The sequence below is a fragment of the Bacteroidota bacterium genome (genome assembly GCA_016718825.1).
In the GTDB taxonomy this organism is placed as follows: domain Bacteria; phylum Bacteroidota; class Bacteroidia; order J057; family JADKCL01; genus JADKCL01.
This window is the reverse complement of record JADKCL010000003.1, coordinates 1-11,998: the sequence shown is the minus strand read 5'-3', so window position 1 is coordinate 11,998 and position 11,998 is coordinate 1. Positions and strand designations below refer to the sequence as shown.

The 11,998-nt window shown below is 51.0% G+C and carries 11 protein-coding genes and 1 tRNA gene; 8 read left to right on the top strand and 4 right to left on the bottom strand.

Going from position 1 to position 11,998, the window contains the following annotated elements; genetic code table 11:
• Positions 1 to 113 precede the first annotated feature (113 nt).
• From IPN95_03750 to IPN95_03740, 3 genes are all read left to right on the top strand, one after another.
• Positions 114 to 2,903 (top strand): SBBP repeat-containing protein, encoded by a 2,790-nt coding sequence (locus IPN95_03750; GenBank protein MBK9448523.1) that lies wholly within the window; start codon positions 114 to 116, stop codon positions 2,901 to 2,903.
• 95 nt (positions 2,904 to 2,998) lie between these two features.
• Positions 2,999 to 3,595: a DUF5011 domain-containing protein gene (locus tag IPN95_03745; GenBank protein MBK9448522.1), complete on the top strand. Its 597-nt coding sequence runs from the start codon at positions 2,999 to 3,001 to the stop codon at positions 3,593 to 3,595.
• A gap of 32 nt (positions 3,596 to 3,627) precedes the next feature.
• Positions 3,628 to 3,780 carry a hypothetical protein gene (locus IPN95_03740; GenBank protein MBK9448521.1) on the top strand — a complete coding sequence of 51 codons (153 nt, stop codon included), beginning with the start codon at positions 3,628 to 3,630 and terminating at the stop codon, positions 3,778 to 3,780.
• A gap of 361 nt (positions 3,781 to 4,141) precedes the next feature.
• Here IPN95_03740 and IPN95_03735 read toward each other — a convergent pair.
• A tRNA-Leu gene (locus IPN95_03735) sits at positions 4,142 to 4,226 on the bottom strand.
• 162 nt (positions 4,227 to 4,388) lie between these two features.
• On the opposite strand from IPN95_03735, the gene IPN95_03730 reads away from it, so the two are divergent.
• Together IPN95_03730 and IPN95_03725 are read left to right on the top strand one after the other, a co-directional pair.
• Positions 4,389 to 4,946 (top strand): hypothetical protein, encoded by a 558-nt coding sequence (locus IPN95_03730; GenBank protein MBK9448520.1) that lies wholly within the window; start codon positions 4,389 to 4,391, stop codon positions 4,944 to 4,946.
• A gap of 54 nt (positions 4,947 to 5,000) precedes the next feature.
• Positions 5,001 to 5,519, top strand: a complete 519-nt coding sequence (locus tag IPN95_03725; GenBank protein ID MBK9448519.1) for an SRPBCC domain-containing protein — start codon at positions 5,001 to 5,003, stop codon at positions 5,517 to 5,519.
• Between the two features lie 129 nt (positions 5,520 to 5,648).
• On the opposite strand, the gene arsM is transcribed toward IPN95_03725, so the two are convergent.
• From arsM to IPN95_03710, 3 genes are all read right to left on the bottom strand, one after another.
• Positions 5,649 to 6,617: an arsenosugar biosynthesis arsenite methyltransferase ArsM gene (gene arsM / locus IPN95_03720; GenBank protein ID MBK9448518.1), complete on the bottom strand. Its 969-nt coding sequence runs from the start codon at positions 6,615 to 6,617 to the stop codon at positions 5,649 to 5,651.
• Positions 6,618 to 6,809: 192 nt separating this feature from the next.
• Positions 6,810 to 7,475: a hypothetical protein gene (locus IPN95_03715; GenBank protein MBK9448517.1), complete on the bottom strand. Its 666-nt coding sequence runs from the start codon at positions 7,473 to 7,475 to the stop codon at positions 6,810 to 6,812.
• Positions 7,476 to 7,566: 91 nt separating this feature from the next.
• Positions 7,567 to 9,327 (bottom strand): HEAT repeat domain-containing protein, encoded by a 1,761-nt coding sequence (locus IPN95_03710; GenBank protein ID MBK9448516.1) that lies wholly within the window; start codon positions 9,325 to 9,327, stop codon positions 7,567 to 7,569.
• 197 nt (positions 9,328 to 9,524) lie between these two features.
• Between IPN95_03710 and IPN95_03705 the strand changes: the two genes are divergently transcribed.
• The 3 genes from IPN95_03705 to IPN95_03695 all read left to right on the top strand — a co-directional run.
• The gene (locus IPN95_03705) at positions 9,525 to 10,007 is read left to right on the top strand and encodes a hypothetical protein (protein MBK9448515.1); all 483 of its coding nucleotides are present in this window, start codon (positions 9,525 to 9,527) and stop codon (positions 10,005 to 10,007) included.
• 89 nt (positions 10,008 to 10,096) lie between these two features.
• A complete protein-coding gene (locus tag IPN95_03700) occupies positions 10,097 to 11,389 on the top strand; it encodes a hypothetical protein (protein MBK9448514.1) in 1,293 nt (430 codons plus the stop codon).
• Positions 11,390 to 11,404: 15 nt separating this feature from the next.
• Positions 11,405 to 11,998 (top strand): hypothetical protein (locus IPN95_03695; GenBank protein MBK9448513.1); only part of this gene is annotated, 594 nt, incomplete at its 3' end.

Genomic DNA, 11,998 nt, shown 5'->3' with positions numbered 1-11,998 from the left:
ATGTTTTTTGGCCAGACAAGTTGACTGTCAATGATTTTAAGTAGATTCGCGTTCAATCATCCACATAGCCATTGACAGAAATGAAACTCCGCTGTTGTATTCTATTACTCTTAATGGCTTTGCTTGTTAAGGTTCCAGCCCAAATCTATCAGTGGGCAGACAGAGTAGGCAATGCCCAAAACTCTGAGACCTTTGCGGGATTGGTCTCAGATGAAGTGGGGAATACCATCAGCGTTGGAACATTTCGCAATACAGTCGATTTTGATCCAGGACCGGGCGTGTTCAACCTCACGCCGACCAGTAACAATTATCAGACTTACATTTTGAAACTGGATGCGGCAGGCAACTTTGTGTGGGCGAAGGGACTTTTTAGCTCCGGTAGGATCAAACCCCACAGCGTAGCCACAGATCCCAATGGGAATATTTTTGTAGGCGGAACCTTCGTTGGAGTCGCTGACTTTGATCCTGGCCCAGGTACCTATACGCAGGCCACGACAGGCTGGGTTATCAGCTATGTCTTGAAATTGGATCCCAACGGTAATTTTCTGTGGGCCAAAATGATCGACGGTTCTCAGGATGACGATTTCTCGCGTGCAATGACTGTAGATGGTGCAGGAAGCGTCTATACTACCGGCAGGCAGGCGAATAGCACGGACTACGACCCCGGATCAGGAACCAGTATCCTCTATGGCGCAAACAATGTATTCATCGTAAAGCTGAGCTCAGCTGGCACTTTTCTCTGGGTAAAGGGACTCGGCACGACTGGTGTAAAAGACATCTTCGGCATAAAGGCAGACGCCAATGGGACGTTCTGTATTACTGGAAGCTATGATACAACCTTTGACACCGATCCAGGGCCTGGGACAAATATGATTACGGGGTCAGGCGGAGGCACGGATGCCTTCATCATCAAATTTGATGCTTCGGGAAATCATCTTTGGGGCAGAGGCATAGGTGCGGCTGGAGGAAATGATGGAGGCCTTGCCGTGACATTTGATCCCAATGGTAGTGCGCTGGTAACAGGGTATTTCGCGACCAATTTGATCGATTTCGATCCCGGTGTTGGCACTGCCTACGAAAGTACTATTGGGGGGGAGGACATTTTCGTACTCAAATTGAATGATATAGGATCTTATGAATGGCACGCTGTGATGGGAGGCGCAGGTACTGACAGAGGCATTGCCATTGATACGGATCCTCTGGGAAATGTTTTCACGACAGGGCAATTCAGTTCAACGGTTGATTTTGACCCGGGAGCCACTACACAATTGTGGACATCGGCGGGCAGCCAGGATGCATTTGTACAAATATTGGATTCGATGGGGTTGTACAAAGATTCCTACCGCTGGGGAGGTACGGGATCAGATATTTGCTATGCAGTCGCCGTTCCCACCTACACTTCCATTTTCACGGGGGGAATCTTCACTAATACCGTCGATTTTGACCCGGGAGCAGGTGTTGCGAATTTGACTTCTACTGGAGGTTCCGATATTTTTGTATCCAAGATCGATCAGTGCGTCACCACCACCGCCACCATCAATCCTACGTTCTGTAATACCTATACTGCCCCCGATGGGCAGGTCTATACCATGAGTGGCACTTACACGGCCATCATCCCCAATAGCCAAGTTTGTGATAGCGTCATTACGATCAATCTCACCGTCAATTTCGTTCCCTTTCTGACCGGCTTCATATCTGGTAATAGCGCCATTTGCGCAGGAAGCTCGAATACTTACACCTTCCCAGCAGCCCCTAGCGCGACAAGTTATAATTGGACTTTGCCAAGCGGATGGTCGGGTAGCAGCACCACCAATACCATCTCCACAACGGCAACCGCCACTGGCGGCATAATCACTGTCAATGGTGAAAATAATTGTGGCGTTTCGACAGATCGTACATTGAATGTTGCGATCATTCCAATACCGGCACAACCCGGGTCCATCACCGGAAATATTGCGGTCTGTCCAGGGAGTACCAATACTTACAGCATCGCTTCAGTTCCCGGAGCGACAAGTTACGCTTGGACATTGCCTGGCGGGTGGTCTGGAAGCAGCTCCAGCAACAGTTTGACTGCGAGTGCGGGTGCGAGTGGCGGCAATCTCACCGTGATAGCAAGCAATGCCTGTGGCTCCTCTTCAGCCCAGTCACTACCCATTAGCATCATGGCTGCTCCGGCCCAGCCCGGAGCAATTTCCGGTAACCTAAGCGTATGCGCAGGAAGTGAGAACACCTATAGCATCACGCCAGTCCCCGGCGCTACCAGCTACACTTGGTCCCTTCCCGGAGGATGGTCCGGCTCCAGTACGACCACCAGTATGACCGCTACGGCTGGAACTCAGGGTGGCACCGTCTCCGTGACGGCAGACGATGCCTCCTGCCACTCGATACCCCAAACCATTACTGCCAACATTTCCCCGGGCCCTGCCACTGCATTCTCCGCCTCCACCAATTCCCTCGTGACATCCTTTACCGACTTGAGTGCCGCTGCAACAGCCTGGGCTTGGGACTTTGGCGATTGGAGCACAAGCACCGCCCAAAATCCCACGCATACGTATTTCCTACCTTTTGTCTATAATGTCTGCTTGACTGCAACTGCTGCGAATGGCTGCACCGAAAGGGTTTGTCAATACGTCCCCGTAAACACCGTCTTAGGGATACTAGATCCGACGATTTTGAATGTCTCGGTTTATCCAAACCCATCCACCGGCTTGTTTCGTATCGTGACTGACCGCAAAATGGAAGGCCATGTTTTCGACGCACAAGGAAAGTTGGTCATGATTTCGACGTATCCTGCTGGAGAAAGTTTGCTGGATCTTTCTGGCTATGCAGAAGGGATTTATTTCGTGCGGCTGACCAAGGGAGTTTCCGAGGCGAATTTTCGACTTTCAAAGGTTGGGGAGTAATGTTTGCATTTCCTATGTTTTACCCACAATTTTGACCGATGACGTTGCCTATTCTCACACGACACCTGTTGTTCATAACACTATCGCTTCCTATTGTGCTGGGACTGCCAGGCTGCGCAAAAGACGACGAGCCCCCTGTCATGCGTCTCGCCTCACCAGATTCATTGGATTGGCCCCAAGCGACGCCGTTCGTTCCTCCCCGTATCGTGGCATTTGACAAGAAGGACCTCGATCTCAGCGACCAGGTACAAGTAGGTGGAAATCTGGATGTGAGCCGGGTGGGCAATTACAAAGTGATTTACAGTGCCACAGATCAGGCAGGGAATAGCGCAGAAATCGAACAATTCGTGCACGTCTATGCCACCACTGCCGGCATGTTGGGTTATTACCGATCGGTATCCAGTTGCAGTAGCTGCCCCAGCCAAGGTCACACGCGGATCACACGCTATCAAGGCACGCAAGACAGACTAACCATTCGGCCGGTAATGGGCGATTCCACCGGCACCAATACTTCAAATATGCGCGTAAGGGTGGAGGATGATGGCGATCTCGTGGTTGAATCCTGTTCTGTACCCTGCGGATATACTGTGGACCAAGTAATCGGATATTCCAGTAGGGATTCAATATTTATTTTTTTCGAGCTGCATTCGCAGGGCACCACTTATTGTAGCAGCGTTTACGTCAAGGAGTAGGGGAGCACGCCAACCGGCTGGGCCTTGACACGATGAAAAATCATGACCTTTTGAATGAGTTGAAAATCCAACAATTGAAGCGAGAACTTTCGATTGGACTTTCTGGTTTGGAACGCGGCGAATATAGCGAAGAAAGTTTGGAGGACATTCGCCAGAATGTGCTTAACGCTCAGAGTAAAGCCTGATCAATTGTCGTACAAGCTTTCCATACCCGCGGCCAAGGATAATAAAAATATTCTTCAATACACGTTGCTGAAGTAGGGGAACTTCAATTCGAGCGTTACTATAGTTTGATCGAAGCGACTTTGGTCGAGATCGGCAACGATCCGGAATGTCGTCAATGCCGTTCCAGAGAAGAGTTATTCGCCGGTTGTCGTTCGCGTTCCTTTGGAAGGCACGTCGTTTTCTACCGCAAAAACAAGGGCTAGGTAGAGGTCATTCGGATTCTTCATCAAAAGATGGATCACCAAAGGCACTTGTGGTAGCCTCCGCCTCCTCACTCACACTCTGCCCTCACACTGAAAAAGTCGGCAGAGCCGACTTTTGTACCGGGAACGGGACTCGAACCCGAACGACCCTTACGGATCACTGGATTTTAAGTCCAGCGCGTCTACCATTCCGCCATCCCGGCAATTGCGTGCAAAAATAATACTTTTGGGGAATGGGGGCACATTTCTTTTCCTTTGGACGAATTTCCCTCCGCATTTTTCGCCAACCCTGAATGCCGGATGCTGCCTTTTCGGCTGAAAATCCTAGTTTTGCCAGCCATCATCCATGCGTACCAGTTGTTGCTGTGAAACATACCGCCGAAGTCCATCTTTCTGCCAACACCGTCAGGCTCATCGTGAGCATGCGGCCGGCTGCTTGGAAAAAATGGGCGCTTGGGATGCTGATTGGCTTTCTCATGGTGTTGCCCTTTGCAGTCGCGCTTTTTACAGGAACCGATGAGAGTGGGAGCGGGGCGGTCTTGCCCGTCATCGTTGTCATTGTGATGTTGTCCTTTTGGCCGGGAATTCCGCTGCTGTGGAATGTCAAAGGCGAAGAATGGATCGAAGTCAGCCGTTCGGCGCTGTTGGTCCAGCAGAATTGGGGATTTTTCCAGACCGCAGGCAAGGTACAACAATTCGACGACGTGCGCCTGATACCCAAGGTCATCCGGACCATCGAGGGCGTGGACTACCTGACAATTTCGTTTTGGAGTACGGACGAAAATGGATTCGACAAACATCTCTATTCGAATGTCATTCCAATGCCCGCACCCCAACTCAATACCTTCTTGGACGAAGTCGGGAAGCTATTCGAACCCATGGGCAATTTCCAAGGCGGCCTGCCACCTGTTTTGCCGAATTGACCTGGCTTTCACCGGCGATTTGCACGATCCTCTGCAAGCCCGTATTCTTGCAGCATGATTCGATCCTTTGCCGCGAAAACCGTGTTTGCCTTGTGTTTGCTGATTCTTTCTGCGAATTTCATTCAGGCCCAATCCTTTGCAAAACCCAATGGCGTGCAGGTCGAAACCATCATCCAAGCCGATGCTGCTGCGGTTTGGGCCATCCTTCTCCGATTCGAAGACTACCCGAATTGGAACCCGTACATCACCAAAATCGAAGGCAAGGCTGAAAAGGGAAAGCGATTGCACATTCACATCGACGGCAAGGAAAAGGACTATGATTTCAAAGCCAAGGTCCTGGAAATGAAGCCCGATTCAGCCTTCGCCTGGGGCGGCGGCGCCTTGTTTTTCTTTAAAGCCCGCCATTACTTCAAACTGGAGGACATCGGCGAAGGCAAAATCAAATTCACCCAAGGCGAATCGTGGGGCGGATTGTTTGGGAAGTCCTACGGCAAAAAAGTGTACCAAGAGGCAGCCACCAATTTTGAGCGGATGAATCTGAAGCTCAAGGAGATGGTGGAAGAGTCAGAGTGAGTGCGCGTCCCATCGTCACTGCGATCGCGCGTCCCAGCGTCATTGCGAGCGCGCGTCCCAGCGTCACTGCGAGCGCGCGTGAGAATAAGAGTGTGAGTCCGAGTGTGCGTGCGAGGAGCTGAGCGGAGCTCAGCAGCAACCCCCACCATCATAAAAATACGTACTCTCCGAAATGTAAATATCATCCCGCCACAGTCCTTTCAATGCCGCGGCCGTCTTGTCACAAACCGCCAACGGCGAATTGTAAGCCATGATATGACCGTTGCCATCGTCGAAAAACGGCATTCCGCCGTAGTAGACCGCTGTTTTGCCGGTGAAGACACAGGGGCCGTCGGCAGGCATCGGGTCTTTGATGGCGCAGACTTCGACGCTTTCGATGTAAATGAGTTTGTCGGTCGCGTAATGCCCGGGTGCGAGCACGCGGTAGGGGCGACGTGCACGGATTTCGACGGTGCCAAAGCCCACGTCGGTGATGGTTTTGATGTAATCGGCCAAGGGCATCGATCCGCTGAGGCAAAGCGCACGCAGGTTCGCGTCCTCGCGCAAGGCTTCGGGCATTTCGGTATCGCAAACGGGATCGCTCAAGACGAGGCGGCCATTGGGTTTGAGCACGCGGTACATCTCGGAAAGCGCCTTTTTCAGGTCGTCGATCTTGAAAATGTTGAACAGGCAATTCTGCGCCGCAACATCCACCGAATTGTCCGCGATCGGCAAGGAAAGTGCATCCCCTTTGCGCAAATCGATGAATTCGGAGCGGAACCAAGGATTTTCGACCTCGGCCTGCACCATGTTTTCGCGGGAGGCTTGCAGCATTTCATCCACCACATCCACCCCGATCACGCCACCCGGACGACGGCTGAAATAGGAGAATTGCAGCAATTCCATGCCGCCACCGACGCCCACGTAAAGCACAGTCGGCTCATTCACAAGGTCCCGCGGATTCACCGTCGAACCGCAGCCATAGTTCATCGCCAGCATTTTTGCAGGAATGCTCAGGCCCGGCAATTGCCAAACCGGTGTCGTGGTGCAGCAAAGGCCGACATTCGGCGTCTCAGCCGCATCCTTGTAAACGTTGTAGGTGGTATCGAGATAACTCATTGAATGAATAATTGAGAATGGAGAATTGAGAATGAGCAAGACGTGATAGATAGGTGGCAATCAAGGATGGAGGCTGATCAACTTGTTCACTTGGAGCAGTGAAGGTCAAACAAGCAACCGAAACTCTCCACTCTCCACCACAGCGTCAATTGAGTCAAGACTTTTCACTTTTCACTAATCACTTATAACTTCTCAGGTGTTCCACGCGTCGTGAATCCAGGCCACAAGGTAGAATTTTCCTTCGTGTTCTTTGAAAACAAGTCGGATGGTACCCCATTCGTAGGGAGCTTTTTCCTCGTCCTTTGGTGCCCAATAGGTCTCCACACGTGGCAAGCCGGGGTAGATTTCTTCTGTGTTGTTGATCACGGTGCCGCCACCCATCGTTTCATTGAACCCAAATTGACCTTCGCCAAGGTAGTTTTTGTCGTAGCCGAACTCCTTGAAATAGGCTTCCACGGTAACCTTGATGTCATCACCAATCGGATCATAAGTTCCCCATAGAACCTTCTTTTTGGCGTCGGTTGTCGCTTGGACCCGGAATGCATCGGCAGTAAAGTGCTTGTGCTCAGCCGTATCGACGTAGGCATAGGGCGAAAACCGGATTCCTGCAGTCGGATGAATGTAGTCTGCGATTTTGCCAAAGTCCTTTTTTTCGGCGAATTGCAGGATTTCCTTGGCAAGGTTCATCAGCGTCGCCGAATCGGCTGTGGCAACTTTGGGCGCTGCGACCGAATCGACCTTGGCCGAATCCGTTGCGACAGGGGTGGAGCTCGTATTTTCCTGACCGCCTTTTTCCTTGCAACCGAAAAGGCAGGTCACGGAAAGGCAAATGACCAACAAAAAGATTCTACGCATCATGCAATCACTGATTCAAATGGGCAACGAAGCTACTTGCTTTTGAAGCTTGTTGCAAATCAGAACGAAGTCTTTCCTGCTTGTCGCTTGATTATTAAACGGTTGATGGGCCTCCACCCGTTGTACCACCTTGCGCGGGCGGATTGTAATCACTGCTGCCCTTGACATTGCCTTTGATTTCGGCCAATGCTGTTTGCATTGTCGCCGTGATCAAGTCGGCATATTCCTTCAATTCCGTGGTGGCGATTGTCTTATCCTCCAGGTAACGGCGCACGTAGGCCTGATCCGTTTGATGAAGTTGCCGCAAGTAACCCAGGAAGATCACTTTGAGGCCAAGCAAATGCTCTGCAGACTCGCGCACCTGATCGCGGGTTTTGGCAAAGAACATGTTGTAAATGAGCACAAAGGCACCGCCACCACCCGCGATGAGCTTGCCGATCGTGTCATTTTTCAAGTCGGGGTCGCGCATCAAAAGGAACAGAAATACACCCATGAACGCCAATCCGACGAGGAAGAGCATAAAATTCATGCTCGTGGAGATCGTGTAGCCGCTTCTTGCCTCTTCGAGGGATTTGTCAAAAAGCCTTTTTACATCGTCTTCCGTCTTTTCAATGGCCTCGCGGTGGGCTTTCATGGTTTCCGTGCGGTTGCGAAGTTTGTCCATGGCTTCGCGGCCGCCAAGTTCACCCAGCAGGTTCCGTGCAGTTTCCTGCATCACGAGTTCGCCGGTAAACATCAGATGCTCAAGTTGATTGGCGACTTCCGCGCGGTCCATGTAGCGCAAGGCATTGGCATAGCGGAAGATCATGGATTCTGTTTTTTTGCTTGCGACCTCGACGATGCGGTCGGTAGCGATCCTGACGCCCACGGTGGCTTCCAAGGCTTTGGCGGCTTCGTACAAGATCGCCGGATGCGGATCACCGAGGTCTTCGACCAAAATCTGTACTGCAGCGGGGTATTTGAACCGACCGAGACCATGGAGGGCCATGGCATGCAGGCTATTCCACCAAGAATGATGCCGCGCGCGCCGGATAAACGATGCCAAGGCTTCTGCGGCCATTTCTTGGTGTTCGTGCTTCAAGGGCAAGACAGCAAGTGCTTGCACGGCGTCGGCGAGGGCATCGGTGTCGCAAGGCTTGCCCGGGACATTTGGATGAAGCCAAGTGCACAATTCTTTGATCGCATCGGGATGAGGCAATACCCGCATGGCCATTCGGTGGCCGTAGTTGTCCTTTAGCCCTGCAACGATGAGCTCACCATTCAATTGTGATTTGTCCTCCGGCTGTTTCGCATTTTGATCAAGTAGAATAGCCAACGCGAGTGAATAGACGATGTTTGATTTCGGCTTTTTTGGTACTTCCGCTGCTACCGTACCGTCGTTATTTCCCTTTTTTGCGTCTTTCTCTGGCGTTTCGGGTGGTGGGGGAAGGAATGTCGGCTCATTCCCAAGGATTTCTTTGGCAATGCCAATGAGTTGCTCAGCTTCCAACTTGATCAACGACTCCAATGCCCAATAGCGAGCCTTTGGGTCACAATTTTGATCGCCAACGCAGCTCTTGACGACCTTGGTTAACAATGTTACACTTTCAGTATCTTTTTTCACAAGCCGGCCAAGTATGGTGAGCAACCAATAGTAGGTTGCACGCTTCTCGCTTCCTATGGGTACTGCCAACATTTTTTGCGCTTCAAAATCTCCATTTAACTGTCCCATGACCATGCCCAAAAGCGCAGACTTGTCGATCGAAGCATCGTTCGGATCTTCCAGACGGTCGCGCAATGCTTCACGTTCATTGACCGAACCACGCAGCAGTGATTCCAATGCCCATTCTGCTTGTGCAAGTGTTTCAGATTTCATAAAGAGGAGGTTTCAACAAATTAAGCGGTGAATCTGCTGCGAATCTAGATCGCCAAGTTTTTCTTCGTGTTGACAAAAATCAGGCTTTGCATGCTGATCGGATGATTTTGGCCATGAATTCTGAAAATTTGTTCCTGAGTTGGAGGTTTGGAATTGATTTTCAGCTACATTGCATTCAAATCAAAATATACACTTCAATGAATCCATTTGACCAAGAATCCAAAGACGGCGGCCTCCAACTGTCACCCAATTCCACATCTTTTCTAGAAAGCACTGCAAAATGGGCGCGTTTCCTGTCCATTCTCGGGTTTATCGGCATCGGATTTATGGTGCTCGCAGCCCTGCTCATGTTTGCCGGCGGTGCCTTGATCAGTGGCCGGGCGAGTTCCATGTATGGCAGCCGCGGCATGTTTGGTGGCGCGCCGATGGGCTTGATCGGCGTAGTGTACCTGGTCATGGCCGGTCTGTACTTTTTCCCGGTCCTTTTCCTGAACAAATTTTCCTCGAAGATGCTCAATGCCATCACCATGCGTGATTCGATGAGTTTGGAGTCTTCCTTCGAGCAATTGCGTAACCATTACCGTTTTGTGGGGATCATGACGATCATCGTGATTGGCCTCTATGTGGTCGGAATTTTGATCGGGGTGATGGCAGGCATCGCAGCTGGCGGATTCCGTTGAGAAGTGGTGCAAGTGCGTCACCATGGATCGATTTTGACACTTGCGGTTTTTGAGATTCGGATTAACTTAGCATAAAATAAGTACCTCCTATGCGTATCAAAATTTCATCCCTTGTTGTTTTGCTCCTGACGGTGCTGACTTTCGGTTGTACAGATCGCACAGTCCGCACATTCACCGCCAATGTCCCGGTCTATGAAAGCTTGGAAACTTGGCGTTCCAAATCTATCACGATGGAAGCGCCGCGTTCGCTTCAAAATCCTGGCCGCATTTATGTCTATGGCAACCTGCTCCTGGTCAACGAATACATGAAGGGTCTTCACTTCTTCGACAATTCGCAACCTAGCAGCCCTGTGAACTTGGGTTTCCTCCCTGTTCAGGCAAGTGCAGACATTGCAGTCCGTGAAAACACGCTTTATCTCGACAGCTACAAGGATCTTTTGTCTTTTGACATCACGGATCCACGCAACCCGGTTTTGAAAGACCGCGCCACCGAAGTGTTTGATTACGTAGCCTACGAAAACTTCGCCTATCTCGACGGTTTCAACCGTAACTATCCCATTGCCAACGTCGATCCTTCCAAGGGTATCGTAGTCGGATGGAAAGTTGGTGAGTACACCTCCGATGACATGTACAATGGCGGTGAGATGGTGTCCGTAACTCCAATGAACAACTTTGGCGGCGGAACGGGTAACGGTCGTACCACCAATCAGTCCAGTGTCGGGATTGCAGCTTCTACAGCCAAATTTGCCCTCGAAGACCATTACCTCTATGCCATTAACAACTGGCAATTGTCCACATTTGACGTTGCGACGGGGATCAATCACCTGAACGATGTCGATCTGAACTGGTCAGGATTTCCAGAAACGGTGTTTCCTGCCGAAGGCCATCTTTTCATCGGCACGACCATGGGCATGTTGATTTTCAACCTCAGCAATCCTTCCAGCCCGACCTACCTTTCGCAGTATGATCATGGCACCGGTTGTGATCCTGTGGTGGTACAAGGCGACAAGGCGTTCTTGACACTGTCCACCGGCCGCCCATGTACCGGTGCAGGCGTCAATGTGTTGGAAGTGCTCGATATCTCGAATATCAACGCCCCACGTTTGATGTACACCTACAACATGACCAACCCACGCGGTTTGGGTGTCGCCAACAACTCATTGTTCCTCTGCGACGGCCCTGATGGCCTCAAAGTATTCGACAAAACGGATTTGAGCGCAATTGAAGTCAACATGACCGCCCAATTCCCGGGTATCGTCGCCAACGACGTGATTCCGCTTGGAACAAAGCTGATCATGACGGGTCCTGCGGGCATCTATCAATACGATTGCAGCGACTTGCGCAACATCACGCAATTGAGCTTGATTCCCGTACAGCTGTAAGTCAATCGCCTTCAAATGAAGAGATTAACAGGAGCAGGGCTGCTGATCATCATGGCATGGTCAGCAGCCTTTTCTCAAGATGTCATTCGCTTGACGGATGGAAAACGCGTCAGTGGGACCTTCATGGAACGATTGGCAGGTGACCATGTGCGGATTCAATCCGAAGATGGAACCTATCGGAATTTTCCGGACGACAGCGTGGCCCATATCACCATCGACAAGCGCAAGCACCGTTTTGTCATGAAAACTGCGGGGTATTTCAACCATACTTCGTTGAATTTCACTGTATGCAACTACTTCGCCTCGGCGATCGGGCCCAGTTTCCAAATGGTCAATGGTTGGCAATGGAATGAGCGGTGGATGACGGGAATCGGTTTGGGCTACGAATCCATTGCTTTTCAGCGGCTCTTGCCGGCGTTGGTTGATGTCAGGTACAATTTGGGACTTGGGAAGACAAGTGCCTACATTCAGGGATACGCAGGCTATGGGATTTCACTGGGTGATGGGTATTACGACCGTCCTGCGCGTGATTGGTGGATCAAACCCTATGGAAAGAACTATGGTGGCGTGACTGCCGGAGCCTCCTTGGGTTACTGCAACTACCGAAGC

What these genes read in the sequence shown, in the direction of transcription:
- IPN95_03750 (MBK9448523.1), top strand. Translation starts at nt 114, where the DNA reads ATGGCTTTGCTTGTTAAGGTTCCAGCCCAAATCTATCAGTGGGCAGAC.
- IPN95_03740 (MBK9448521.1), top strand. Translation starts at nt 3,628, where the DNA reads ATGAAAAATCATGACCTTTTGAATGAGTTGAAAATCCAACAATTGAAG.
- IPN95_03725 (MBK9448519.1), top strand. Translation starts at nt 5,001, where the DNA reads ATGATTCGATCCTTTGCCGCGAAAACCGTGTTTGCCTTGTGTTTGCTG.
- arsM (MBK9448518.1), bottom strand. Translation starts at nt 6,617, where the DNA reads ATGAGTTATCTCGATACCACCTACAACGTTTACAAGGATGCGGCTGAG.
- IPN95_03715 (MBK9448517.1), bottom strand. Translation starts at nt 7,475, where the DNA reads ATGATGCGTAGAATCTTTTTGTTGGTCATTTGCCTTTCCGTGACCTGC.
- IPN95_03710 (MBK9448516.1), bottom strand. Translation starts at nt 9,327, where the DNA reads ATGAAATCTGAAACACTTGCACAAGCAGAATGGGCATTGGAATCACTG.
- IPN95_03705 (MBK9448515.1), top strand. Translation starts at nt 9,525, where the DNA reads ATGAATCCATTTGACCAAGAATCCAAAGACGGCGGCCTCCAACTGTCA.
- IPN95_03700 (MBK9448514.1), top strand. Translation starts at nt 10,097, where the DNA reads ATGCGTATCAAAATTTCATCCCTTGTTGTTTTGCTCCTGACGGTGCTG.